Consider the following 25,464-nt stretch of genomic DNA (forward strand, 5'->3'; position numbering starts at 1 on the left):
CGTCGTGCCGTACCGGCCGCTACGCCCAGGTGACCAGGCGGCGGGGGTGCTCCAGGACCGCGGCGATGTCGGCCAGGAAGCGGGAGCCGAGCTCGCCGTCGATGAGGCGGTGGTCGAAGGACAGCGCCAGGGTGGTGACCTGCCGCGGCTTGACCTTGCCCTTGTGGACCCACGGCTGGAGCTTGATCGCACCGACCGCGAGGATCGCGGACTCGCCCGGGTTCAGGATGGGCGTACCGGTGTCGACGCCGAAGACGCCGACGTTGGTGATGGTGATCGTGCCGTTCTGCATGTCCGCCGGGGAGGTCTTGCCGTCGCGGGCGGTGGCGACCAGCGAGGACAGCGCCTGCGACAGCTCGCCGAGGGTCTTGGCGTGCGCGTCCTTGATGTTCGGGACGATCAGCCCGCGCGGGGTGGCCGCCGCGATGCCCAGGTTGACGTAGTGCTTGAGCACGATCTCCTGGGCCGCCTCGTCCCAGGACGCGTTGACGTCCGGGTTGCGGCGGATGGCCACCAGGACGGCCTTCGCGACGAGCAGCAGCGGGTTGATCCGCAGCCCCGCGAGGTCCGGGTCGTCCTTGAGCTCCTGGACCAGCTTCATCGTGCGCGTCACGTCGAGCGTGACGAACTCGGTGACGTGCGGCGCGGTGAAGGCCGACTGGACCATCGCCTGCGCGGTGACCTTGCGGACGCCCTTGACCGGGATACGGGTCTCCCGCGCCGAGGCGTCGGCCGCGGGGGCCGTGGCCGCCGCGACGGGCGCGGTCACCGGAGCCGGGGCGGCGGCCGGTACGGCCGTCTGCGGGGTGATCACCGCGGCGGCCGCCGCGTGGACGTCCTCCCGGGTCACGACCCCGCCGTCGCCGGTGGGTACCACCGAAGCCAGGTCGATGCCGAGGTCCTTGGCGAGCTTGCGCACCGGCGGCTTGGCCAGCGGCCGCTCGCCGGTCGGCTGCGCCGGGACGGCGGGCAGCGGCGCCGGGGCCGCGGGCGCGGCCGGAGCCGCGGGGGCCACCGGGGCGGACGAACCGTTCTGCGCGGCCGTGCCCGCCGGTGCCTTGCGCGGGCGGCGCTTGGTGGAGGCGGTGGAGACCCCGTAGCCGACGAGGACGGGCTGGCGCGCCGCGGGCTCGGCCTCGGCCTCGGCGGCGGGAGCCTCGGCGGCGACGGCGGGAGCCGCAGCCGCGGCGGCCGGGGCGGGAGCCTCGGCCTCGCCGGTCTGCACCGAGATGATCACCTGGCCGACGTCGACCGTGGTGCCCTCCTCGAAGAGGAGCGCGTGCACGACACCGTCGAACGGGATCGGCAGTTCCACGGCGGCCTTGGCCGTCTCGACCTCGCAGACGACCTGACCGTCGGTGACGGTGTCACCCGGCTGGACGAACCACTTGAGGATCTCGGCCTCGGTGAGGCCCTCGCCCACATCGGGCATCTTGAATTCGCGGATGGTCATGACGCGGGTCTCCTAGTACGCCAGCGAGCGGTCGACGGCGTCGAGCACCCTGTCCAGGCCGGGCAGGTACTCGTCCTCGAGGCGGGCCGGCGGGTACGGAGCGTGGAAACCGCCCACGCGCAGGACCGGCGCCTCCAGGTGGTAGAAGCACCGCTCCGTGATGCGGGCGGCGACCTCGGAGCCGACGCCGAGGAAGACCGGCGCCTCGTGGACGACCACGAGCCGGCGGGTCTTCTCTACCGACGCCTGGATCCCGTCGAAGTCGACCGGGGACATCGAGCGCAGGTCGAGGACCTCCACCGACTTGCCCTCCTCGGCGGCCGCGGCCGCCGCCTCCAGGCAGACCTTCACCATCGGGCCGTAGGCGGCCAGGGTGACGTCCGAGCCCTCGCGGCTCACACGCGCCTTGTGCAGCTCACCGGGGATGGCGTCGAAGTCGACCTCGCCCTTGTCCCAGTAGCGGCGCTTCGGCTCGAAGAAGATCACCGGGTCGTCGCTGAGGATCGCCTGCTGGAGCATCCAGTAGGCGTCGCTCGCGTTCGACGGGGAGACCACCTTCAGGCCCGGGACGTGCGCGAAGAGCGCCTCGGGGGACTCGCTGTGGTGCTCGACCGCGCCGATGCCGCCCGCGTACGGGATGCGCACGACGACGGGCATCTTGACCTTGCCCAGGGCGCGGGCGTGCATCTTCGCGAGCTGCGTGACGATCTGGTCGTACGCGGGGAAGACGAAACCGTCGAACTGGATCTCCACGACCGGCCGGTACCCGCGCAGGGCCAGACCGATGGCGGTGCCGACGATGCCCGACTCGGCGAGCGGGGTGTCGATGACCCGCTCCTCGCCGAAGTCCTTCTGCAGACCGTCGGTGATCCGGAAGACGCCGCCGAGCTTGCCGACGTCCTCACCCATGATCAGGACCTTGGGGTCCTGCTCCAGCGCCTTGCGCAGCGACTCGTTGAGCGCCTTGGCGATCGACATCTTTTCGACAGCCATCAGTGACCCTCCTCGAAGGACGCGAGGTAGGCGGCGAACTGGGCGCGCTCCTCGTCGACGAGCGCGTGCCCGTCCGCGTAGACGTTCTCGAAGATCGCCATGGTGTCCGGATCCGGCATGGCGCGCACGGCCTCGCGGACGCGCTTGCCCATCGCCTCGCTCTCCGCCTCCAGCTCCGTGAAGAACGCCTCGTCGGCGCCCCCGGTGGCCAGCAGGTGGGCCTTCAGGCGCAGGATCGGGTCCTTCGCCTCCCAGGCCGCCGTCTCCTCGTCCCGCCGGTACTTCGTCGGGTCGTCGGAGGTGGTGTGGGCGCCCATGCGGTACGTGAACGCCTCGACCAGGGTCGGGCCCTCGCCGCGGCGGGCCCGGTCCAGGGCCCAGCGGGTCACGGCCAGGCAGGCCAGCACGTCGTTGCCGTCGACGCGCACGCCCGGGAAGCCGAAGCCCTGGGCGCGCTGGTAGAGCGGCACGCGCATCTGGCGCTCGGTCGGCTCGGAGATCGCCCACTGGTTGTTCTGGCAGAAGAACACCACGGGGGAGTTGTAGACGGCGGAGAAGGTGAACGCCTCCGCGACGTCGCCCTGGCTGGACGCGCCGTCGCCGAAGTAGGCGATGACCGCGGAGTCCGCGCCGTCCTTGGCCACACCCATCGCGTAGCCGGTCGCGTGCAGTGTCTGCGAGCCGATCACGATCGTGTAGAGGTGGAAGTTGTTGGTGTTCGGGTCCCAGCCGCCGTGGTTCACGCCGCGGAACATGCCGAGCAGGTTGGTCGGGTCGACCCCGCGGCACCAGGCGACGCCGTGCTCGCGGTACGTCGGGAAGACGTAGTCCTCGTCGTTCAGCGCCCGGCCGGAGCCGATCTGCGCGGCCTCCTGGCCGAGGAGCGAGGCCCACAGGCCCAGCTCGCCCTGACGCTGCAGGGCAGTCGCCTCACCGTCGAACCGACGGGTCATGACCATGTCGCGGTACAGCCCGCGCAGGTCCTCGGTGGTGATGTCGGCGACGAAGGGGGCGAACTCGGCGTTCTCCGCGTTGTCGACGCGGTCCCCTTCAGGCGTCAGCAGCTGTACGAGCTGAGGTACGACATCCTGCGTCTGCGCGGTGGCAGCGGCGGGCTTGGCGGCGCTTGCCGCGCCTGCCGCCCGCTTGGTGCCGCTGCTGCGTCGCGGCTTGCGCGCGGCAGTGCTCTCCACGGTCACGTGTGCTCCTCCGTCGGTCCGGCACCCGGGTTCTCCGGGGTCCAGTGCGGCTCACCTGTATCCGTAACGAGCGCACGGGGTGGGTGCGCGTCGCGTACGGGGATTCAGGCGTGACAGGTGCCCCGGCGAGTGCCCTGCGCAATGCACGTTACCCAGTGTGTCGCATAACTGCGAAACCCCGTTTGACCTGCGTTTTTGCTTGGATTTCCAAGTAAATCCGCAGCGACGGGAACAACTACTGGTCACAGCCTTGCAGGGGCCGGGAACAACGGCACGTTATCCCGGGTAACTCCGGCAGGGAAGGGGTGAGTGTGTGAAACTGACTTCGTGCGCGAAGACGGAAAAATCAAGGTATTCCTCCTGGACGACCACGAAGTGGTACGTCGGGGTGTCCATGAGCTCTTGTCGGTCGAAGACGACATCGAGATCGTCGGCGAGGCCGGTACCGCGACGGACGCCCTGGTCCGCATTCCCGCCACCCGTCCCGACGTCGCCGTCCTCGACGTCCGCCTCCCGGACGGCAGCGGTGTGGAGGTGTGCCGCGAGGTGCGCTCCCGGAACGAGGACATCAAGTGCCTGATGCTGACCTCGTTCGCCGACGACGAGGCCCTCTTCGACGCGATCATGGCCGGCGCCTCCGGATACGTGCTCAAGGCGATCCGCGGCAACGAGCTGCTGAGCGCCGTCCGCGACGTGGCCGCAGGCAGGTCGCTGCTCGACCCGGTCGCCACCGCGCGCGTGCTGGAGCGGCTGCGTGACGGCAAGGGCGGCAGGGGCGACGACCGCCTCTCCAACCTCACCGAGCAGGAGCGGAAGATCCTCGACCTGATCGGCGAGGGCCTGACCAACCGCGTCATCGGCGAGCGGCTGCACCTGGCCGAGAAGACCATCAAGAACTACGTCTCCAGCCTGCTGTCCAAGCTGGGCATGGAGCGCCGCTCCCAGGCCGCCGCCTACGTGGCCCGGCTGCAGGCCGAGAGGCGCTGATCGCTGCCGCGCCACGGCGGTGACGCCGCGTGGCCACCAGCAGGTGCGCGCCGCCTTTCCTCGCGCTCGCCCGCCGCATCGTGGCCGAGGGCCGGGTGTTGCTGAGAATGCATTCCGTTTTCGGCTACCACCGGGCCTGCAACGGCAGTGTGGCGGCGTACGGGGCCGACCATTTCAATTCCCGCGACCAGCGGCCCTGATCGGTCCGGTTCACCGGAACGGCGCAGGTCGTCGAACCGGCCACCGCCGAACCGGAGCTCTTCGGCCCGGTTCCGCAATTCATCGGCGGGGAGGTCTTCGACCCCCGTCCACCCGCACATCGAACACCGGTTCATCACCGTGCATTCGCCGGCCGGGAATCCGGAGCGGGCATCCCGGCACGCGCTCCGACCCGCGTCATTCCTCCGAGTTGGTGCCGCCGCCGCCACCGCCGGGACCGCCCGCGCCACCACCGCTCGCGTCCGAGGGCTTCGGTGACGTGGAAGTCGTCGGCTTGGTGCTCGCGGACGTCGTCGGCTTCGTCGACGCCGACGCCGACGGCGAGGCCGAACCGCTCGGCGAGTGCGACGCGGTGGCGCTGGGCGTCGGGCTGAAGCTCTGCGACCGGGTGCGGCTCGGCGCGGGCGAGTTGTCGTTGTTGGGCGGGGGGTTGTCCTGCGTCTGCGTCGCCGTCGTGGGGTTCGGAGTGCTGGACTGGCTCGGCTGGCCGCCCGGGGTGCTCTGGGTGGTCTCCGGCTTGTTCCCGCCCTTGCCCACGGTGTTGACGGCGTACGCCACGCCGCCCGCGACGGCGATGATCGCGAGGACCGCGAACAGCCAGGCCTTCCAGCGGCTGCCGCCGCCACCGCGGTCGTCGTAGCCGTCGTACCCGTCGTAGCCACCGTTGTTGCCGCCGGGGAAGGCCGAACCGTCGTCCGGGTTCAGCGCCGGCACCATCGGCTGCTGGAACTGCGAGGTCGAGGCGTGTGCCCCGTACTGCTGCTGACCGCCGCTCCCGCCCACGGGCATGGCCGTGGTGGCGGCGGCGCCGCCCCGCCCGTGCGGCAGGGCCATGGTGACCGGGCCGGTGCCCCAGGTGCCGGTGTTCGCCCCCTGCTCGTGGAGCATCTGCAGCGCGTACTGGACCAGCCCGCGCATCTCCTCGGCGCTCTGGAACCGGTCGTCCGGGTCCTTGGCCAGGGAGCGCATGACCAGGCCGTCGAGCTCCTGCGGGATGTGCCGGCCCTCCGGCAGCTGCGAGGGCGGCACCGGTGCGTCCTGGACGTGCTGGTAGACCACCGACAGCGGGGTCTCGCCGGTGAACGGGGGACGCAGCGCGAGCAGTTCGTACAGCAGACAGCCGGTCGCGTACAGATCGGAGCGGTGGTCGACGGCCTTGCCGAGGGCCTGCTCGGGCGACAGGTACTGAGGGGTGCCCATGACCATGCCGGTCTGGGTCATCGTCGACTGGGCGCCGTGCAGCGCGCGGGCGATGCCGAAGTCCATCACCTTGACCGCGCCGGTCTCGGTGATGATGACGTTCGCGGGCTTGATGTCGCGGTGCACGATGCCGTGCTGGTGCGAGTACGCGAGGGCTTCGAGCACGCCCGAGGTGATGATGAGCGCCTGCTCGGGGCCCGGGGCCTCGGCGCTGATCAGCAGGTCGCGGATGGTGCGACCCTCGACCAGCTCCATGACGATGTACGGGACGGTGTTCGGGCCGACCCGGTCCTCGCCCGAGTCGTACACGGCGACGACGGCGTGGTGGTTGAGTCCGGCGACGGACTGCGCCTCGCGCGTGAAGCGGGCCTTGGACACCGGGTCCTCGGCCAGGTCCGCGCGCAGCAGCTTCACGGCGACGGTGCGGCCGAGCCGTACGTCCTCTGCGGCGAAGACCTCGGCCATGCCGCCGCGGCCCAGCCGGTGCGTCATCCGGTAACGACCGTCTCCCACCAGGCCGCCTGCGCCCCAGTGCTCAGGACCATCGGTCATCCCGGCGCCGTTTCCCTCGGGTTCGGGTGCCATCAGTCCTCGCCGTCGTATCTCTCGGCCGCCGCTCAGCGGTAGTCCTCTTCGTCGGTGCTCCGGTGAACGCTACAGCCTCGGAACCGGTCACCGTTCGGACAAGGCCACCCTGTGCCCGTGTGGTCACGGAACGGGCACCTGGCTTGACGTGTGCTTGCCCTCGGGCAGACTGGGCGCCACATGCGCCCGGCCGGAGGCGTAGGGACACAGCCCGAGGGGAAGCAACAGTCATGAGCCAGGACGGCACTCAGGGCCAGTACGCAGGCGGCTCTCTGGCCGGTGGCCGTTACCAGCTAAGGGACTTGCTGGGTGCGGGTGGCATGGCCTCCGTGTACCTGGCGTACGACTCGGCCCTCGACAGGCAGGTCGCCATCAAGACCCTGCACAGCGACCTCGGCCGCGAGCAGTCCTTCCGCGAGCGGTTCCGCCGCGAGGCGCAGGCTGTAGCGAAACTGTCGCACACGAACATCGTCTCGGTATTCGATACCGGTGAGGGCGAAGTGACGTTCGGTGGCAGTGGCCGCGGTGACGGCGCCGTGATGCCCTACATCGTCATGGAATACGTGGAGGGCCGGCCGCTGGGCTCGGTGCTGGAGGAGGACGTCCGCCGGCACGGGGCCATGCCCGCGGACAAGGCGCTGAAGGTGACGGCCGATGTGCTGGCCGCCCTGGAGACCAGCCACGAGATGGGGCTCGTCCACCGCGACATCAAGCCCGGCAACGTCATGGTGAACAAGCGCGGCGTGGTCAAGGTGATGGACTTCGGCATCGCCCGCGCCATGCAGTCGGGTGTCACCTCGATGACGCAGACCGGCATGGTCGTCGGCACCCCGCAGTACCTCTCGCCCGAGCAGGCCCTGGGGCGCGGCGTCGACGCCCGTTCCGACCTCTACTCGGTCGGCATCATGCTGTTCCAGCTGCTGACCGGGCGGATCCCGTTCGACGCGGACTCCCCGCTGGCCATCGCCTACGCCCACGTGCAGGAGGAGCCGGTCGCCCCGTCCTCCGTCAACCGGTCGCTGACCCCGGCGGTGGACGCGCTGGTGGCGCGGGCCCTGAAGAAGAACCCGAACGAGCGTTTCCCCACGGCGGCGGCCATGGGCGACGAGGTCGCGCGGGTGCTGGGATCCGGGCAGACCGGGGCGCCGGTCATCGTGCAGGGCCAAGGCCCCCTGAGCAGCGGCGCGGGTGTGGCCTCGGCCGTGTTCCCGCCGGTGGAGTCCGGGTACCAGGCGCCCCCGCAGTCGGTGCAGCAGCCCTACCAGGCTCCGCAGACCCCGCCGCCGGCCCCGTACGCGCCGACCCCCGCCCCCCAGCACGCGCAGGGCGGCTACGCCTACCCGCACACGCCCCCGCCGCAGCAGCAGTACGCGCCGCAGACCCCGCCGCCGTACACGATCTCCCCGACGGGCGCGGCGGGCGCGTCGGCGTCGGCCGGTGGCGGCAAGCGGAACATGCCGGTGCTCGTGGGCGCGGTCGCGGTGGCCCTGCTGGCCGTCGGCGGTCTGATCGCGGCGATCTCGATGGACGGCAAGGACAAGGACAACGGACCGACGACGGCGGACCCGGGCGCTTCCGCCTCCGCCTCCGCCAAGGCCGGGTTCAAGGGGCCGGACACCACGCGCACGATCGACCCGAAGAAGTGCACCGAGCCCTCGAAGCACTACAGCGAGGCCGGCAAGTACATGGCGCCGGACCTCAAGTACAAGAACCTGCTCTCCGTGAAGGAGTGCATCCAGGCCTCGGGCGGCAAGTACAAGATCGAGTACAAGGACGAGGCCGTGTACGGCAAGGACACCGTGCTGTTCCAGACCCCGAGCTCCGGCGACAAGATCGAGAAGGAAGGCACGGAGTACACGCTGACCGTGTCGACCGGCAACCCCGCATAGGTCGACCGGCAACCCCGAACAACGCACCGCGTTCCGACACACCGGCATCCCGGGCACCCCGATGGGGCGTCCGGGATGCCGCTTTTGCCCCACTATGTAAATCTGGGCGCATATCTCTGACGCGCAGCGAGCAGCTCGCCGGCTCGGGACGGGAGGGGCTCCCCGTGATCCAAGGCTTCCGCCCGCCGCACTGGCTGGCCTGCGCGGCCCTGGCCGCCGCCGCGCTCATGCCCGCCGCCTCCGCGTACGCGGGCCCCCTCGGCGCCCCTGCCCGGCACACGGCTGCCCCTGCCCCCGCCCTCGCCCCCGCGCCCGCACCGCCGGACGACCCCTATGAGGAGCTGGCCGGCAGCCTCGCCGGCGTCGGGCGCGAGCGCCCCGGACGGCCGGCCGGCGAGCCCGCCGACCCCGAGCTGACGGTGGCCTCCCGGCCGCTGCCGGTGCGCCCGCGCACCGAGCCCACCCCGCCGCCCGACGTTGCCGCACCGAGCCCGCACCCGCCCCCGCAGGCCGACCCGCAGCGCCCACCGTCGGCGGTCACCGCACTGGGCACCGACACCAACGACAGGGCCGCCGACCTGGCCGCGCACATACTCCCGCTCGGCACCGGGTTCGCCCTGATGGGGCTGGGTCTGGGCTACCTCGGAATGCGCCTGCGCCGGGGCATCTGAGCGGACCCCGAGCGCCCCCTCCCCGCGGCCGTCACCCTTGGGATGTAGTCCGCAGGATGGTTGCCGAGAGTGAACATACTCGGTATACATACTCGGTATGTCGATCCGCCACGGGCTACTCGCCCTGCTGGAACGGGGTCCTCGGTACGGCTCCCAGCTGCGCACCGAGTTCGAATCCCGCACCGGCTCCACCTGGCCGCTCAACGTCGGGCAGGTGTACACGACCCTCGCCCGACTCGAACGCGACGGCCTCGTCGCCCCCGACGGCGAGGACGCCGCCGGCCACACCCTGTACGCCATCACCGACACCGGACGCACCGAGCTGTTCCAGTGGTACGAGCGGCCCGTCGACCGGGCCAATCCGCCCCGCGACGAGCTGTCCATCAAGCTCGCCATGGCCGTCGGCGCCCCCGGCGTGGACATCCGCGCCGTGATCCAGTCCCAGCGGCACGCCACGATCAAGGCGATGCAGGACTACACCCGGCTCAAGGCCACGGCGCTGGCCGCGGTCGAGAGCGGGCGGTCCCACGAACGCGACGACGTGGCCTGGCTGCTCGTCCTGGAACAGCTGATCTTCCAGACCGAGGCCGAGGCCCGCTGGCTCGACCACTGCGAAGCCCGGCTCGTCCGGCTCTCCCTGCCGGCCGACCGGAGAGCCGCTGAACCCGAACCACCCCAGGCCGCCGCCGAGACCCCGGCCCCGACCACCGCCACCCGGCCCCGTACCGCCCGCTCGCGACGTGGCTGAACCACCGTTCCAGGGGGGAACCTCCATGCCTGAACAGCGCAAGTCCCAGCAACCCGTGCTGCAGTTGGACCGACTCGTCCGCACGCACGGCAGCGGCGCCACCGAGGTGCACGCCCTGCGCGGGATCGACCTCTCCGTCTTCCCCGGCGAACTCGTCGCCGTCATGGGCCCCTCCGGCTCCGGCAAGTCCACGCTGCTCACCCTCGCGGGCGGCCTCGACGCCCCGAGCAGCGGCCGCGTGATCGTCGAGGGCACCGACATCACCGCGGCGAGCCGGAAACAGCTGGCAGCCCTGCGCCGCCGCAGCATCGGCTACGTCTTCCAGGACTACAACCTGATACCGGCCCTCACCGCCGCCGAGAACGTGGCACTGCCCCGGGAACTCGACGGGATATCCGCCCGCAAGGCCCGCGCCTCCGCGCTCGCCGCGCTGGAGGAGATGGGCCTGGGCCAGCTCGCCGACCGCTTCCCCGACGAGATGTCCGGCGGCCAGCAGCAGCGCGTGGCCATCGCCCGCGCCCTCGTGGGGGACCGCCGCCTGGTCCTCGCCGACGAGCCCACCGGCGCCCTCGACTCCGAGACCGGCGAGTCCGTCCTCGCCCTGCTGCGCGCCCGCGTCGACGCGGGCGCGGCCGGCATCCTCGTCACGCACGAGCCGCGGTTCGCCGCCTGGGCCGACCGCGTGGTCTTCCTGCGCGACGGCAGCGTGGTCGACGAGACCCTGCGCAGCCACGCCGACTCCCTCCTCCACGGGCAGGCGGCCGGCCAGTGACCTCTCCGATCCAAGGCTGGTACCACTCCTGGATCGCGGCCCTGCGCATCGCGCGCCGCGACGCCTGGCGCGCCAAGGGCCGCAGCGCCCTCGTCCTCGCGATGCTCGCCCTGCCGATCGTCGGGGTGAGCGCCGCCGACCTCACCCTGCGCAGCGCCGAGTTGTCCACCGACCAGATGCTGTCCCGCATGATCGGCGACGCCGACGCCCGCGTGAGCCACTCGCACATGGGCGGGCCCATCAACCAGAGCCCCGACGGCACGAGCAGCGCGCCCGTCGGCGGCTACAGGGCGTACGACCCCTCGAAGGCCTCGCGGGGGGCACCGCCGGAGCCGGTGCAGTCCGCGTTCCCCGCCGGGGCCCAGGTCCTCAAGGACAGCTCCGGCTACGGCAAGGTCCGCACCACGCACGGGCTGCTCGAAACGAAACTGCGTGAACTCGACACGCACGACCCCCTGGTGGGGGGCATGATCACGCTGGAGCGCGGCCGGCTGCCCGAGAACCCCGGCGAGGTCGTCGCCACCCGGGCCTTCCTTAAGAACTCCGGGTTCTTCGTCGGCTCCTCGGTCACCCCCCGCGGCGCCACCTCCTCGTACAAGATCGTCGGCGCTTACGAGGTGCCGGACGACCTCGGCCGGGACGAGATCATCGCCCCGCCCGGGACCCTGCTCGCCCCGCTCGTGAAGGCCCTGGAGGCCTCCGGAGGGCGCAGCATGACCCCCGAGGAGACCTACCTGGTCAAGGTCGGCGGCGAGGGTGTCACCTGGAACGCGGTCAAGGCGGCCAACGCCAAGGGCCTGACCGTCATCTCCCGCGCCGTCATGCTCGACCCGCCCGCCGACTCCGAGGTCCCGCTCTACAAGGACGAGCCGAAGGAGCAGTTCAGCCGCGACGGCAACACCGCCGTCGAGACGGCCATCCTGGCCACCGTCGTGGGCCTGGCCATGCTGGAGATCTGCCTGCTCGCCGGACCGGCCTTCGCGGTCGGCGCCCGCCGCTCGCGCCGCCAGCTGGGCCTGGTCGGCGCCAACGGCGGCGACCGGCGCCACATCCGCTCCATCGTGCTCTCCGGCGGCCTGGTCCTCGGCGCCGTCGCCGCCGTCACCGGCACCGTCATCGGCATCACGCTCACCGTGCTCCTGCGACCGGTGCTGGAGGAGACCCTCGGCAACCGCTTCGGCGGCTACGACTTCCGCCCGCTGGAACTGGGCGGCATCGCCCTGCTCGCCGTGATCACCGGCCTGCTGGCCGCGATCGTCCCCGCCGTCAACGCCTCCCGGCAGACCGTGCTGGCCTCGCTGACCGGCCGCCGCGGCATCCGCCGCTCCAACCGGGTACTGCCCGTCATCGGCCTGGTCGCCGTCGCCGCCGGCGCCGCGATCGCCCTCTACGGCACCACCTCGCAGCTGGGCAGCACCGTCGTGGCGGGCGGCAGCGCCATCGCCGAGCTCGGCATCGTCGCCCTCACCCCGGTCCTGGTCGGCCTGTTCGGCCGGCTCGGGCGGTGGCTGCCGCTGTCGCCGCGGCTCGCGCTGCGCGACGCCGTGCGCAACCGCGGGCGTACGGCGCCCGCCGTGGCCGCGGTGCTCGCCGCCGTCGCCGGAACGGTCGCGGTGGCCACGTACCAGCACAGCAACGACGTCCAGATGCGCCACGAGTACCGGGCGGACCTGCCGCACGGCACCGGGCTGCTGGAGGCGTCCGAGAACGGCGCGTACAAGGACGTGCCCGCCCTGCGCGAGCTCCTCTCCAGGGAGATGCCGGTGGCCCAGCGGGCGGACGTCGACCGGCTGGTCGTCGGCAAGCCGAGCTGCGAGTCGTACTCCACGGACGCCGGTTGCGGCCGCGCGGAGATCGTCGCGCCCAAGGAACAGCGCTGTCCGCTCTACGAGAACCCCGACGGCATGGACGCCTTCACCGAGGCGCAGCGCCGGGAACTGCGCCAGGACTGGCGCTGCCAGGACAGCCGGTACGGCACGCAGCACCCCGTCCTCGTCGGGGACGAGAAGGTACTGAGCATCCTCGCGGTCACCGACCCGGGCTCCGTGTCCGCGCTCAAGTCCGGCCGGGCCGTGGCCTTCGACAAGCGCCAGGTCAAGGACGGCAAGCTCACCCTGCGGATCATCACCGACCCGAAGACCGCCGACGACGTGCGCGGGAGCGGTGAGGAGGTGCCCGGCGAGGACAAGGTCCTCCCCGTCCACCTGGCCCCCGACACGGCCGTGAGCTGGGGCGTCGACCTGATCCTGCCGCCCTCGGCGGTCAGGACGGCCGGGCTGGTCACCGCGCCCCTGGGCTCGTACTTCCGCCTCGACGGAACCGCCACGACCGAACAGCGCCAGAAGATCGACGGGGAGATCGACCGGATGGGCGTGGAGGCCGCCCTGCGCATCGAGGCCGGCTACCAGGGCGACAACAGCCTGGTCATGCTCGCCCTCGCCGTCTTCGCCGGGCTCGTCACCATCGGCGCGGCGGGCATCGCCACCGGGCTGGCCCAGGCCGACGCCGAGGCCGACCTGAAGACGCTGGCCGCGGTGGGCGCGGCCCCTCGCGTGCGGCGGACGCTGAGCGGCTTCCAGTGCGGGGTGGTCTCCCTGATGGGCGTCGTCCTGGGCTCGGCGGCCGGCATCCTGCCCGCCGTCGGCCTGCGCCTGACGCAGCGGCGGGAGATGGAGAACCTCTACCGGCACTCCATCGAGCAGGGCTACTCGTCGGCGACGGAAGCCCTCCCGTACATACCGATCTCGGTGCCGTGGGAGACCCTCGGCGCTCTGGTCGTCGTGGTCCCGCTGGGCGCGGCCCTGCTGGCGGCCCTCGTCACCCGCTCCAGCGGCGCGCTGGCCCGCCGGGCGGCGGCGTAGCGCCGTAGCAGGCCGGTGCCCCCGTACAGGGTGGATCACGACTGTACGGGGGCACACCGTGTGAGTACGGAGGTGTGCGAGAGAATGACGGCATGGAGATGCCGAGGAGTGAACGGTCGCAGGACAGCCCCCCGCACGTCCTGATCGTGGGACAGGACGGGACGGCGGTCGGCGACGCCGATGACGAGTCGCGCGAGGTCCCGGTGACGGAAATGGTCGAACAGCCCGCCAAGGTCATGCGGATCGGCAGCATGATCAAGCAACTCCTGGAAGAGGTACGTGCCGCGCCTCTGGACGAGGCGAGCCGGGTCCGGCTCAAGGACATCCATGCCGCCTCGGTCAAGGAGCTGGAGGACGGTCTGGCCCCCGAGCTCGTGGAGGAACTGGAGCGCCTGTCCCTCCCGTTCACCGAGGAGGCCATTCCCTCCGAGGCCGAACTGCGGATCGCACAGGCACAGTTGGTGGGCTGGCTGGAGGGCCTGTTCCACGGCATCCAGACGGCCCTGTTCGCGCAGCAGATGGCGGCGCGCGCCCAGTTGGAGCAGATGCGCCGCGCCCTCCCGCCGGGCGGGCCGCACGACGACGACGAGGACGGCGGGCACGGCGCGATCCGCTCGGGCCCGTATCTGTAGTCCCCGGCGAACCGCAGAAGAAGCGGGTCCGGCCCCCGCCCGAGGCACGGCCGGCCCCGCTTCCGCTCTGTCAGCCCCCTTCCGGCCCAGCCGGCGTTTGAGCCGCACTTCCAGCCCAGCCGGCGTTTGAGCCGCACTTCCAGCCTCGCCGGCGTTTGAGGCGCTCTTTCAGCCTCGCCGGCGTTTGAGGCGCGGGGGTCCGGGGGCAGCGCCCCCGGCAACGGCGCCGCACCCGGCACCCGGCACGGCCCGCCCGACGCGGCCCGCGACAAGTGCGGCTCCCCGCCAGGGACACGGCCGACGCATACTCAACGGCATGAGTTACGACGCGATCGTGCTGGCCGGCGGCGCCGCGCGGCGACTCGGCGGGGCCGACAAGCCCGCGCTGAGCGTCGGCGGCCGCGCACTCCTCGACCGCGTCCTCGACGCCTGCCCCGACGCCCGGACCACCGTCGTGGTCGGCGGCCGCCGACCCACCGCGCGCCCGGTCCACTGGACCCGCGAGGACCCGCCCGGCGGCGGGCCCGTGGCCGCACTGGACGCCGGGCTGCGGCGGACCACCGCCGAGCTGGTCCTCGTACTCTCCGCCGACCTGCCGTTCCTGGACCGGGAGACCGTACGGGCCCTGCTGGAGGCCCCCGGCGGGCCCGGCGGGCCCGGGGCGGACCGGGCGGACGGCGCGCTGCTGCGGGACCCCGACGGCCGGGACCAGCCGCTGGTCGCCGCGTACCGGGCCGAGCCCCTGCGCCGCGAGCTCGCGCTGCTGGCCACCGAACACGGCAACCTCACCGGGCTCCCGCTCCGCGCGCTGACCGCCGAACTGGACCTCGTCCGCGTCACCTCCCGGCCACTCGCCTCCTTCGACTGCGACACCTGGGACGATCTCGCCGCCGCCCGCGCCCGGATCAGGGAGCATGGAAGCGTGCTGGAGCAATGGATCACCGCCGTCAAGAGCGAGCTGGGCATCGACCTCGCCGTCGACACCAAGACGCTGCTCGACCTCGCCCGCGACGCCGCCCACGGCGTCGCCCGGCCCGCCGCCCCGCTGACCACCTTCCTGGTCGGCTACGCGGCCGCCCACGCCGCCGCCACCGGCGCCGACCCCGCCCAGGCCGTCGCCGAGGCCTCCCGCAAGGCGGCCGACCTGGCGCTGCGGTGGGCCGACGAGGCAGCGGCCGACCCCGCCGAACAGAACGGCTCCGGATGACCCCCACGAACTCCGCCGAGCAGGACCTCGACGAGGCCCTGGCCCTGGTCAGCCGTGCCCCCGAGAGCGGCGGCGCGGAAGGCCGTCGCGCGGCCTCCTGGTCGCGGGCCCGGGACACCGCCGTCCGCGCCGGGCACGGGGTCCGGCCCCGGACCCACCGCGTGCCCCTCGCCGATGCCCTCGGCGAGGTCCTGGCCGCCCCCCTGGACGCGCTGACCGACCTGCCGTCCTTCGACACCTCCGCCATGGACGGCTGGGCCGTCGCGGGACCCGGGCCCTGGAGCGTGCGCACCGGCGGCAGCGTCCTGGCCGGCGCCGAGCGGCCCGACCCCCTGACGGACGGCGAGGCCGTACGGATCGCCACCGGCGCCCGGATCCCCACCGACACCACCGCCGTCATCCGCACCGAGCACTGCCGCGAGGCCGACAGCCAGCTCTTCGCGGACCGGCCCGTCCTCACCGGCCAGGACATCCGCCCGCGCGGCCAGGAGTGCCGCTCCGGCGACCTGCTGCTGCCCGCCGGTTCCCTGGTCACCCCTGCCGTGCTGGGACTCGCCGCGGCCGCCGGGTACGACGAGCTGACCACCCGGCCCCGCCCCCGCGTGGAGATCCTGGTGCTCGGCGACGAACTGCTCACCGAGGGCCTCCCGCACGAGGGGCTGGTGCGCGACGCCCTCAGCCCCATGCTCGGGCCCTGGATCGAGCGGATCGGCGCCGAGGTCATCGGCACGCGGCGGCTCGGCGACGACCCGGAGGGGGCCGCGGCCCTGCTGGAGGCCGTCACCACGAGCACCGCCGACGTCCTCGTCACCACGGGCGGCACCGCGTCCGGACCCGTCGACCACGTCCACCCGGTGCTGGGGAAGGCGGGCGCGGAACTGCTGGTCGACGGGGTAGCCGTGCGGCCCGGGCACCCCATGCTGCTGGCCCGCCTCGGATCCGCAACGCCCGACGGGAACCCGGTGCGCCACCTGGTCGGGCTGCCCGGGAACCCGCTGGCCGCCGTCTCCGGGCTGCTGACCCTCGCCGACCCCCTGCTGCGCGCCCTCGCCGGCCGCCGCGGCCGGCCCCGCTACACGGCGCCGGTGCAGGGCGACGTACCCGGCCACCCGTACGACACCCGGCTCGTCCCGGTCCTGCTCAGCGACGAGCACGCGGTACCACTGCGCTACCACGGCCCGGCGATGCTGCGCGGAGTGGCGGCCGCCGACGCGCTGGCCGTCGTGCCGCCGAAGGGCGCGCGGTCGGGACAGGAACTGGAGATTCTCGATCTGCCCTGGGCTGCTGGAGGATGTTTCACGTGAAACTTCACGGCCAGGACTCCATGGCCCGCGGCGCCGACGAGAAACTCGTCTCCCGGCGCATCAAGCTGCCCAAACGCATCGTCGAGAACCCGCTGAGGCAGGTCACCAAGCGCCTGCTCATGGCGTTGTTCGTGCTCTTCCTGACGGTCCTCATCGTGTGGCTCGACCGCGACGGCTACCACGACAACGCCAACGAGCAGGTCGATCTCCTCGACTGCTTCTACTACGCCACGGTGACGCTGTCCACGACGGGCTACGGCGACATCGTGCCGTACAGCGACAGCGCACGACTGATCAACATCCTGCTGATCACCCCGCTGCGCGTGCTGTTCCTGATCATCCTGGTCGGTACCACCCTGGAAGTCCTGACGGAACGGACGAGGGAAGAGTGGCGGCTGAAGAGCTGGAGGAAGAACTTGCGTGAGCACACGGTCGTCGTCGGCTTCGGCACGAAGGGCCGCTCGGCCCTTCAGACGCTGCTGGCCACCGGCCTCTCCAAGGAGCAGGTCGTCATCGTCGACCCGAGCGCCAAGGTGATCGACACGGCCAACGCGGAGGGCTTCACGGGCGTGGTCGGCGACGCCACCCGCTCCGACGTCCTGCTCCGCGCCGAGCTGCAGAAGGCCCGTCAGATCGTCATCGCCACCCAGCGGGACGACACGGCGGTCCTGGTCACCCTGACCGCCCGGCAGCTCAACCGCGGGGCGAAGATCGTCGCCGCGGTGCGCGAGGAGGAGAACGCCCCGCTGCTGCGCCAGTCCGGCGCCGACGCGGTCATCACGAGCGCGAGCGCGGCCGGCCGGCTGCTGGGCCTCTCGGTGCTCAGCCCGAGCGCGGGCACCGTGATGGAGGACCTGATCCAGCAGGGCAGCGGCCTCGACCTCATCGAACGCCCCGCCCGCAAGTCCGAGGCCGGCAAGTCGGTACGGGACACCGAGGACCTGGTCGTGAGCGTGGTGCGCGGCCACCGGCTGCTCCCGTACGACGATCCGCACGCGAGCCCGATCCAGCTGACGGACCGTCTCATCACCATCGTGCGGGCGACGCCGCCGGCCTCGCCGCAGGTGAGGTTCGGACCTGCCGAGTAGCCGCGCCGTGGCGTAGCCTCCGGGCCATGCATGCGATCACCATCGAGCAGCCCGGCGGCCCCGAGGCCCTGGTCTGGGCCGACGTACCCGATCCGGTGCCGGGCGAGGGCGAGGTCCTCGTCGAGGTCGCGGCGAGCGCCGTGAACCGCGCCGACGTACTCCAGCGACAGGGGTTCTACGATCCGCCGCCCGGCGCGTCGCGCCATCCGGGGCTGGAGTGCTCCGGCCGGATCGCGGCGATCGGGCCGGGGGTGTCCGGCTGGTCCGTGGACGACGAGGTGTGCGCCCTGCTGGCCGGTGGCGGGTATGCCGAGCGGGTGGCCGTACCGGCCGGCCAGCTGCTGCCGGTCCCGGCGGGCGTGGACCTGGTGACGGCGGCCGCGCTGCCCGAGGTCGTCGCGACCGTGTGGTCCAACGTGTTCATGGTGGCCGGACTGCGCCCCGGCGAGACCCTGCTGGTGCACGGCGGGTCCAGCGGGATCGGCACGATGGCGATCCAGCTGGCGAAGGCGGTGGGCGCGACGGTCGCCGTGACGGCGGGCGGCCCCGAGAAGCTGGCGCGCTGCAAGGAGCTGGGCGCGGACATCCTGATCGACTACCGCGAGCAGGACTTCGTGGCCGAGCTGCGCGAGGCGACGGGCGGGGCCGGGGCGGACGTGATCCTGGACATCATGGGCGCGAAGTACCTGGCCCGGAACGTGGACGCGCTGGCCGTGAACGGGCGGCTCGCGGTGATCGGGCTGCAGGGCGGGGTGAAGGCCGAGCTGAACCTCGGCGCGCTGCTGGCCAAGCGGGCGGCGATCACCGCCACCTCGCTGCGGGCCCGCCCGCTGGAGGAGAAGGCGGCCATCATCGCCGCCGTACGCGAGCACGTGTGGCCGCTGGTGGCCGCGGGGCGGGTCCGCCCGGTGGTCCACGCGGCCTTCCCGATGGCCCGGGCCGCCGAGGCCCACCGCGTCATGGAGTCGAGCGCCCACGTGGGCAAGCTCCTGCTCACGGTGTGAAGCGGGTGGGTGGGTGGGTGGGTGGGTTCCGCTGCGCGGAGCCTCTCCCCGCCCCGCCCTTTCGCCGCTTCCCGGGCTCTGCCCGGACCCGGTCATCAAACGCCGGACGGGCTGGAAATCCAGCCTCGCCGGCGTTTGAGGCGCGGGGTCCGGGTCGGAGCCCCAGGACACCGGACCGGGCCCGCGCTGAGCTACAGGCTGCGCAGCAGGACCGCCGGGGACTCGACGCAGTCCGCGACGAAGCGGAGGAAGCCGCCGGCCGTACCCCCGTCGCACACCCGGTGGTCGAAGGTCAGCGACAGCTGAACCACCTTCCGGACCGCCAACTGCCCCTCGTGGACCCATGGCTTGTCGATGATCCGGCCCACACCCAGCATCGCCGCCTCGGGGTGGTTGATGATCGGCGTGGAGCCGTCGACCCCGAACACCCCGTAGTTGTTCAGGGTGAAGGTGCCGCCGGTCAGATCCGCGGGAGCCAGCTTCCCGGACCGGGCCAGTTCGGTCAGGCGGGCGAACTCCGCCGACAGGGACTCGGGGTTGCGGTTCTGCGCGTCCCGGACCACCGGGACCACCAGGCCCCGCTCGGTCTGCGCGGCGAAGCCCAGGTGCACGGACGGGAGCCGGACGATCTCCTTGGCCGCGAGGTCCACGGTGGAGTTGAGCTCCGGGTACCGGGCCAGGGCGGCCGTGCAGATCCGGGCCAGCAGCGCGAGCACGGAGATCTTGGGTCCGCCCACGGCGTTCATCGCGGCCCGGGCGGCCATCAGCTCGGTGGCGTCCGCGTCGACCCAGCAGGTGGCGTCCGGGATCTCCCGGCGGCTGCGCGACAGCTTCTCGGCGACCGCCCCGCGGACCCCCTTGAGCGGGATCCGCTCGCCCTGCGCCGCCGCCGTCGGCGACGCCACGGCGGCGACCGGGGCCGGCCCGGGCGCGCGCAGCGCGGCCAGCGCCTCCTCGACGTCCGCCCGCAGGATCAGCCCGTCGGGGCCGGACCCGCGCAGCGCGCGCAGGTCGACCCCGCCGTCCTTGGCCAGCTTGCGCACCAGCGGCGAGATCACCGGCACCGGCCCGGCGGGAGCCGCCGGAGCCACGGCGACCGCCGGAGCCGCCGCAGCGGCGACGACGGGCGCCGACACCGCGGCGGTGACGGGTCGCACCCGTCGCCGACGCGCCGGGCGCGAGTGGTCCTCGCCGTAACCGATCAGGGGTCGGGGCACACTGCCGGCGCCCTCGCCCTCGGCCCCGTCCGCCTGCGCGGCCGGAGCCTCGGCGGGAAGCGACGACGCCCCCACCGCCACGGTGATCAGCGGTGCTCCGACGGGCAGTTCCGTGCCCTCCTCCCCGAACCGGGCGGTGACCACACCGCCGTAGGGGCACGGAACCTCCACCATCGCCTTGGCCGTCTCGACCTCGACCACCGGCTGGTCGATGGCGACGACATCGCCCACCGCCACGAGCCAGCGGACGATCTCGGCCTCGGTCAGGCCCTCCCCGAGATCGGGAAGCTTGAATTCCATTACCTGCGGCATCAGTTCTCCCACTGCAGGCGCGCCACGGTGTCCAGGATCCGGTCCACACCCGGCAGGTGGTGTTTCTCCAGCATCGGCGGCGGGTAGGGGATGTCGAAGCCCGTCACCCGCAGCACCGGCGCCTCCAGGTGGTGGAAGCACCGCTCCGTGACGCGGGCTGCGATCTCCGCGCCCGGTCCGCCGAAGCCGCCGGCCTCGTGGACCACCACCGCGCGACCGGTGCGGCGTACGGACTCCACGACCGTGTTCTCGTCGAAGGGGACCAGCGAGCGCAGGTCGACGACCTCCAGCTCCCAGCCCTCCTGGCGGGCCGCCTCGGCCGCCTCCAGGCACACCGGCAGCGAGGGCCCGTAGGTGATCAGCGTGGCGCTCGTGCCGGCCCGCCGGACCAGCGCCTTACCGATGCCGGGGACGGGGGTCGGCGCCTCGGGCCGCCAGTCCGCCTTCGACCAGTAGAGCCGCTTCGGCTCCAGGAAGACCACCGGGTCGTCGCTCGCGATCGACGCGCGCAGCAGCCCGTAGGCGTCCTCGACGGTCGCCGGGGTCACCACCGTCAGGCCGGGCGTGGCCACGTAGTACGCCTCGGAGGAGTCGCAGTGGTGCTCCACGCCGCCGATCCCGCCGCCGTACGGCACCCGGATCGTGATCGGCAGCGGCATCGCGCCGCGGGTCCGGTTGCGCATCTTCGCCACGTGCGAGATCAGCTGCTCGAACGCCGGGTACGCGAAGGCGTCGAACTGCATCTCCACGACCGGCCGCAGCCCGTACATGGCCATGCCGACCGCCGCGCCCAGGATGCCCGCCTCCGCGAGTGGGGTGTCCGTACAGCGCTCCTCGCCGAACTCCTTCGCGAGCCCGTCCGTGATCCGGAAGACCCCGCCGAGCGTCCCGACGTCCTCGCCCATGACATGGACGGTCGGGTCCTCGGCCATCGCGTCGCGCATCGCCCGGGTCAGGGCCTGCGCCATCGTCGAGGGCTTGACCCCCGACTTCGCGGACTTCGCCGCCACCGTCGTCACGCCTGGTCCTCGGCTTCCAGCTCTGCACGGAGCATGGCCGCCTGCTCGCGCAGCCGGTCCGTCTGCTCCGCGTACACGTGCGCGAACAGGTCCATCGGGTCCACCACCGGATCCGCGTTCATTCCCTCGCGGAGCGCCGCGGCCATCGTCTCGGCCTCGTCGCGCGCCGACCGAATCGCCGCCTCGTCGATGATCCCGCGGGCGGTCAGCTCACGCTCCAGCAGATCGATCGGGTCGTGCGCCTTCCAGGCCTCGACCTCGGCGTCACCGCGGTAGCGGGTCGCGTCGTCCGCGTTCGTGTGGGCCTCCATCCGGTACGTGACGGCCTCGATCAGGGTCGGGCCACCACCGGCCCGGGCCCGCCGGACCGCCTCGGACAGCACCTCGTGCATCGCGGCGATGTCGTTGCCGTCGACCAGCCGGCCGGGCATTCCGTACCCCACGGCCTTGTGGGCCAGCGTCGGGGCGGCGGTCTGCTTGGCGAGCGGGACGGAGATCGCGAAGCCGTTGTTCTGCACGAGGAAGACCACCGGCGCCTGCCAGACGGCGGCGAAGTTCAGCGCCTCGTGGAAGTCGCCCTCGCTGGTGCCGCCGTCGCCGACCATGGCGAGCGCGACGACGTCGTCACCGCGCAGCCGGGCCGCGTGCGCCAGGCCCACCGCGTGCGGCAGCTGGGTGGCGAGCGGGGTCGAGAGCGGAGCTATGCGGTGCTCACGCGGGTCGTACCCGGTGTGCCAGTCGCCGCGCAGCAGGGTCAGCGCCTGGACGGGGTCCAGGCCGCGCGCCACGGCCGCCAGGGTGTCGCGGTAGCTCGGGAACAGCCAGTCCTGGTCCTCCAGGACCAGCGCGGCCGCGATCTCGCAGGCCTCCTGGCCCACCGTGGAGGGGTAGACGGCGAGCCGGCCCTGCTTGGTGAGCGCCGTGGCCTGGGCGTTGTAGCGCCGGCCGCGCACCAGCTCGGCGTAGCAGCGGCGCATCAGCTCCGGGTCGAGGCCGTCGGCCGCCTCGGTGCCCAGCACCCGGTAGGGCTCGGGGTCCGGGAGCAGCGGGGCGGCATCCGTACGGGGCCTCCAGGCAGGCGGGGTGGAACGGTGGGACGCACCGGCACCGGGCAGCTCTTGGACCGTCATGGCGGCGTACACCTCCTCGTGGGAAGCGGGCAGGGGGGCCCCGGGTGTGAGGCCCCTCACCTACCGATTGTTCGGTTGTCCGCGCAATTTGGCTACAGGCGGCTCCAGGCTGTGGACAAACTGGCGCCGGGGCCCTGGGATGGATGCAGGACGTCCAGGAGAGGGAGGCATCGGGCAATGCCGGATGAACAAATGGCCGGACCGGGTTCCGCACCGGCTGCGCCGGGGGGCGCACCGGGGGCCTCCGCGGTCCCGCCCGTCACACCCCGTCCCCTGGACCCGATCGACCGGTCGATCATGAGACTGCTCCAGGCGGACGGCCGGGCGTCCATACGGTCGGTGGCGGAGCAGGTGCACGTGTCGCGGGCGAACGCCTACGCGCGGATCAACCGGCTCATCGACGACGGGGTGATCCGCGGGTTCACGGCCCGCGTCAATCACGAACGCGCAGGCCAGGGCGCATCCGCCTATATCACCCTGAAGATCGTCCAGAACTCCTGGCGCACGGTCCGCGAGCAGCTGCGCGAGCTCCCGGGCGCCGCGCACATCGCGCTGGTCAGCGGGGACTTCGACGTCCTGCTGCTGGTGCACACCCCGGACAACCGGACCCTGCGCGAGCTGGTCCTGACCCGCCTCCAGGCCATCCCGGAGGTCCTCTCGACGCGGACCCTGCTGGTGTTCGAGGAAACGGATCTCCTGGACGCGGGCCCGGGCCCCGGCCCCGTCGGCGGCTCCGCGGCCATCAACGAGGAGTAGGCCGTCCGGGTGCCACGACGCCCCCGGCAGGGCCTGTACGGCCGTACCGGGGGCGTTCGGGGTCCGGCGGGGCCGGTCGGGTCGAGCAGCGTCAGCGGACGGTGCGCAGGCCGTCGAGGGCCATGTGGACGACCGCGTCCGCGAGCTGGTCGGGGCCCGTGCCCGAGTGCGGGCGGTACCACTCGACCAGGGAGTTCACCATGCCGAAGAGGAGGCGGGTGGCGAGGCGGATGTCCACGTCCGCCCGCAGGTCGCCGTCCGCGGCGGCGGCCTTGAGCAGGTCGGCGACCTGGTGGTCGAAGTCGCGCCGGCGCTCCAGCGCCCACCGCTCGGTGCGGGTGTTGCCGCGTACGCGCAGCAGCAGCGTCACGTACGGCAGCTCGCCGACCAGCACCTCGACCGTGCGGCGCGTGACGTACTCGACGCGCTCGACGGCCCGGCCCCGTACCGCGCCCGGCTCCTCCAGGATCGCGAAGAGCCCGTCGAGGGCGCGGCTGACGGCCCGCCGCAGCAGCTCCTCCTTGCCCGCGACGTGGTGGTAGATCGAGGACTTCGAGATGCCCGCGGCCTTGGAGAGGTGCTCCATGGAGGTGCCGTCGTAGCCGCGCTCGTTGAAGACCTGGACGGCGACCGACAGCAGGGTCTCGGGGGTGTACGTGTCCCGCTTGGCCGTCGTCACTCGCCGCCCTCCTCGTCGTCCGGGGCGTAGCCCAGCTTGAACAGGGCCAGGGAGGGCGCGTACCGGCCCCCGGGACAGCGCTCGTCGAGGTTGTGCAGGAGTTCGTAGGCGAAGTCCCGGCCGAGCCGCTCGTGCCATTCGACGGGACCCAGCGGGTAGTTGACGCCGAGCCGCATCGCCGTGTCGATGTCCTCGGCCGAGGCCGCGCCGCGGGCGACGGCGTCGGCCGTGAGGTCGATCAGCATCGCGACGGTCCGCGCGACGATCATGCCGGGGACGTCGCCGATCACCGAGACCTGCTTGCCCAGCTTCTGGAAGAGGCCGATCGCCTCGGCGAGGGTCCGCTCGCTGGTGTCCTCGCTCGCGGAGAGCGCGATCCGGGTGGCGCCCCGGTAGTCGAGCGCGAGGTCGAAGTAGACGACGTCGGCGAACTCGACGGAGGTCTTGCCGTCCGCGAGGACCAGCTGGCCCTCGCCGGGCAGCTGGATGTACGGGCCGCCCTGCTCGGTGGCGGCGACCGCGATCCCGGCCTCCTCCAGCAGGTCCACCAGGTCGGCGGCCGGGCCGAGGTCACCGACGACGGTCACCTTCGCCGGGGCCTCCTCGGGGCCGGCGGTGTGCGGAGGGGCGACCTCGGCGTCCGGGCCGTACGGGTACCAGCCGTGGCCGGACTTGCGGCCGAGTCGGCCCGACTGGACCAGGCGGCGCTGGGCGAGGGAGGGGGTGAACTTCGGGCTGCGGAAGAAGGACTCCCAGACCGAGCGGGTCACCGCCTCGTTCACGTCCTGGCCGATCAGGTCGGTCAGCTGGAAGGGGCCCATCTTGAACCCGCCGCTCTCGCGGAGCACGGCGTCGATGGTGGCCGGGTCGGCGCCCTGTTCCTCGTACACCGCGAAGGCCTCGGCGTAGAAGGGACGGGCGATCCGGTTGACGATGAAACCGGGGGTGTCGGCGCAGCGGACGGGCGTCTTCCCCCAGCCGAGGACCGTGCGGTACGCGCGCTCGGCGGCGGCCGGGTCGGTCGCGAAACCGCTGACCACCTCGACGAGCGGGAGCAGCGGGGCCGGGTTGAAGAAGTGCAGGCCGAGGAAGCGGCCGGGGTGCGCGAGCCCGGCGGCGAGCTCGGTGACGGAGAGCGAGGAGGTGTTGGTGGCGAGCAGCGCGTCCGGGGACACCACTTCTTCGAGCGCGGCGAAGAGCGTCTGCTTCACCGTGACGTTCTCGACGACCGCCTCGATGACCAGCGCGGCCGCGGCGAGCTCCGCGAGATCGCCGGCCGGAGCGATCCGGCCGATCGCCTCCTCGGCCTCGGCGCGGTCCAACCGGCCCTTGGCGGCCATCCGCTCGACCCGGTCCTGGACGAAACCGACGCCGTCGGCGGCGAGGGAGGCGTTGATGTCGTAGATCAGCACGCGGTGACCTGCGAGAAGGGCGACCTGGGCGATGCCCTGGCCCATGGTGCCCGCCCCGACGACCGCCACAGTGCGGGACCGCTCGATTGCTGTCATGTCCTGATCCTCCCGCACACACTTATCCACA

22 protein-coding genes are annotated in these 25,464 nt (G+C 72.6%); 13 read left to right on the plus strand and 9 right to left on the minus strand.

What is annotated here, in order from left to right:
- Window positions 1–19: 19 nt before the first annotated feature.
- The 3 genes from OG373_RS19890 to pdhA (OG373_RS19900) are packed head-to-tail and all read right to left on the minus strand — an operon-like array spanning window position 20 to window position 3,645.
- Window positions 20–1,453, minus strand: a complete 1,434-nt coding sequence (locus OG373_RS19890; protein WP_405439465.1) for a dihydrolipoamide acetyltransferase family protein — start codon at window positions 1,451–1,453, stop codon at window positions 20–22.
- Window positions 1,454–1,465: 12 nt separating this feature from the next.
- On the minus strand, window positions 1,466–2,446 hold the full coding sequence (locus OG373_RS19895) for an alpha-ketoacid dehydrogenase subunit beta (RefSeq protein ID WP_030383836.1): 981 nt from the start codon (window positions 2,444–2,446) through the stop codon (window positions 1,466–1,468).
- The gene (gene pdhA / locus OG373_RS19900; RefSeq protein WP_030383837.1) at window positions 2,446–3,645 is read right to left on the minus strand and encodes a pyruvate dehydrogenase (acetyl-transferring) E1 component subunit alpha; all 1,200 of its coding nucleotides are present in this window, start codon (window positions 3,643–3,645) and stop codon (window positions 2,446–2,448) included. The genes OG373_RS19895 and pdhA (OG373_RS19900) overlap by 1 nt, the downstream gene beginning before the upstream one ends.
- A gap of 327 nt (window positions 3,646–3,972) precedes the next feature.
- Here pdhA (OG373_RS19900) and OG373_RS19905 point away from each other — a divergent pair, with 327 nt between their 5' ends.
- Together OG373_RS19905 and OG373_RS19910 are read left to right on the plus strand one after the other, a co-directional pair.
- Window positions 3,973–4,632 carry a response regulator gene (locus OG373_RS19905; RefSeq protein ID WP_397732685.1) on the plus strand — a complete coding sequence of 220 codons (660 nt, stop codon included), beginning with the start codon at window positions 3,973–3,975 and terminating at the stop codon, window positions 4,630–4,632.
- Between the two features lie 29 nt (window positions 4,633–4,661).
- The gene (locus tag OG373_RS19910; RefSeq protein WP_405439466.1) at window positions 4,662–4,832 is read left to right on the plus strand and encodes a hypothetical protein; all 171 of its coding nucleotides are present in this window, start codon (window positions 4,662–4,664) and stop codon (window positions 4,830–4,832) included.
- A 196-nt stretch (window positions 4,833–5,028) separates the two neighbouring features.
- Here OG373_RS19910 and OG373_RS19915 read toward each other — a convergent pair whose 3' ends face one another.
- Entirely contained in the window at window positions 5,029–6,636 is a 1,608-nt protein-coding gene (locus OG373_RS19915; protein WP_405439467.1) for a protein kinase domain-containing protein, read from the minus strand.
- Between the two features lie 230 nt (window positions 6,637–6,866).
- Between OG373_RS19915 and OG373_RS19920 the strand changes: the two genes are divergently transcribed.
- The 10 genes from OG373_RS19920 (at window position 6,867) to OG373_RS19965 (ending at window position 18,812) form a co-directional block, all read left to right on the plus strand.
- Complete coding sequence (locus OG373_RS19920) at window positions 6,867–8,525, plus strand: protein kinase domain-containing protein (protein WP_405439468.1); 1,659 nt, start codon at window positions 6,867–6,869, stop codon at window positions 8,523–8,525.
- 164 nt (window positions 8,526–8,689) lie between these two features.
- Window positions 8,690–9,196, plus strand: a complete 507-nt coding sequence (locus OG373_RS19925) for a hypothetical protein (RefSeq protein ID WP_405439469.1) — start codon at window positions 8,690–8,692, stop codon at window positions 9,194–9,196.
- A gap of 97 nt (window positions 9,197–9,293) precedes the next feature.
- A complete protein-coding gene (locus OG373_RS19930; RefSeq protein WP_405439470.1) occupies window positions 9,294–9,944 on the plus strand; it encodes a PadR family transcriptional regulator in 651 nt (216 codons plus the stop codon).
- Window positions 9,945–9,969: 25 nt separating this feature from the next.
- Window positions 9,970–10,716, plus strand: a complete 747-nt coding sequence (locus tag OG373_RS19935) for an ABC transporter ATP-binding protein (protein ID WP_405439471.1) — start codon at window positions 9,970–9,972, stop codon at window positions 10,714–10,716.
- An 8-nt stretch (window positions 10,717–10,724) separates the two neighbouring features.
- A complete protein-coding gene (locus OG373_RS19940; protein WP_405444127.1) occupies window positions 10,725–13,577 on the plus strand; it encodes an ABC transporter permease in 2,853 nt (950 codons plus the stop codon).
- Window positions 13,578–13,669: 92 nt separating this feature from the next.
- A complete protein-coding gene (locus tag OG373_RS19945) occupies window positions 13,670–14,209 on the plus strand; it encodes a bacterial proteasome activator family protein (RefSeq protein ID WP_030014634.1) in 540 nt (179 codons plus the stop codon).
- Between the two features lie 316 nt (window positions 14,210–14,525).
- Window positions 14,526–15,416 carry an NTP transferase domain-containing protein gene (locus OG373_RS19950; RefSeq protein WP_405439472.1) on the plus strand — a complete coding sequence of 297 codons (891 nt, stop codon included), beginning with the start codon at window positions 14,526–14,528 and terminating at the stop codon, window positions 15,414–15,416.
- Window positions 15,413–16,720 carry a molybdopterin molybdotransferase MoeA gene (locus tag OG373_RS19955; RefSeq protein WP_405439473.1) on the plus strand — a complete coding sequence of 436 codons (1,308 nt, stop codon included), beginning with the start codon at window positions 15,413–15,415 and terminating at the stop codon, window positions 16,718–16,720. Before OG373_RS19950 ends, OG373_RS19955 begins: the two co-directional genes overlap by 4 nt.
- On the plus strand, window positions 16,708–17,808 hold the full coding sequence (locus tag OG373_RS19960) for a potassium channel family protein (RefSeq protein ID WP_397732693.1): 1,101 nt from the start codon (window positions 16,708–16,710) through the stop codon (window positions 17,806–17,808). Before OG373_RS19955 ends, OG373_RS19960 begins: the two co-directional genes overlap by 13 nt.
- Before the next feature lie 26 nt (window positions 17,809–17,834).
- On the plus strand, window positions 17,835–18,812 hold the full coding sequence (locus tag OG373_RS19965) for an NAD(P)H-quinone oxidoreductase (protein WP_405439474.1): 978 nt from the start codon (window positions 17,835–17,837) through the stop codon (window positions 18,810–18,812).
- Window positions 18,813–19,003: 191 nt separating this feature from the next.
- Here the strand turns inward: OG373_RS19965 and OG373_RS19970 are convergent, their stop codons facing one another.
- The 3 genes from OG373_RS19970 to pdhA (OG373_RS19980) are packed head-to-tail and all read right to left on the minus strand — an operon-like array spanning window position 19,004 to window position 22,490.
- Complete coding sequence (locus tag OG373_RS19970) at window positions 19,004–20,341, minus strand: dihydrolipoamide acetyltransferase family protein (protein WP_405439475.1); 1,338 nt, start codon at window positions 20,339–20,341, stop codon at window positions 19,004–19,006.
- Entirely contained in the window at window positions 20,341–21,309 is a 969-nt protein-coding gene (locus tag OG373_RS19975) for an alpha-ketoacid dehydrogenase subunit beta (RefSeq protein WP_397732800.1), read from the minus strand. The genes OG373_RS19970 and OG373_RS19975 overlap by 1 nt, the downstream gene beginning before the upstream one ends.
- A 47-nt stretch (window positions 21,310–21,356) precedes the next feature.
- The gene (gene pdhA, locus OG373_RS19980; protein ID WP_398665817.1) at window positions 21,357–22,490 is read right to left on the minus strand and encodes a pyruvate dehydrogenase (acetyl-transferring) E1 component subunit alpha; all 1,134 of its coding nucleotides are present in this window, start codon (window positions 22,488–22,490) and stop codon (window positions 21,357–21,359) included.
- 177 nt (window positions 22,491–22,667) lie between these two features.
- Here pdhA (OG373_RS19980) and OG373_RS19985 point away from each other — a divergent pair, with 177 nt between their 5' ends.
- Entirely contained in the window at window positions 22,668–23,246 is a 579-nt protein-coding gene (locus OG373_RS19985) for an Lrp/AsnC family transcriptional regulator (protein ID WP_397732697.1), read from the plus strand.
- A 91-nt stretch (window positions 23,247–23,337) separates the two neighbouring features.
- Here OG373_RS19985 and OG373_RS19990 read toward each other — a convergent pair whose 3' ends face one another.
- Window positions 23,338–23,925, minus strand: a complete 588-nt coding sequence (locus tag OG373_RS19990; RefSeq protein WP_397732698.1) for a TetR/AcrR family transcriptional regulator — start codon at window positions 23,923–23,925, stop codon at window positions 23,338–23,340.
- Window positions 23,922–25,433: a 3-hydroxyacyl-CoA dehydrogenase gene (locus OG373_RS19995; RefSeq protein ID WP_405439476.1), complete on the minus strand. Its 1,512-nt coding sequence runs from the start codon at window positions 25,431–25,433 to the stop codon at window positions 23,922–23,924. The genes OG373_RS19990 and OG373_RS19995 overlap by 4 nt, the downstream gene beginning before the upstream one ends.
- Window positions 25,434–25,464 lie beyond the last annotated feature (31 nt).

Source organism: Streptomyces avidinii, assembly GCF_045161815.1.
Taxonomy (GTDB): Bacteria; Actinomycetota; Actinomycetes; order Streptomycetales; family Streptomycetaceae; genus Streptomyces; species Streptomyces avidinii.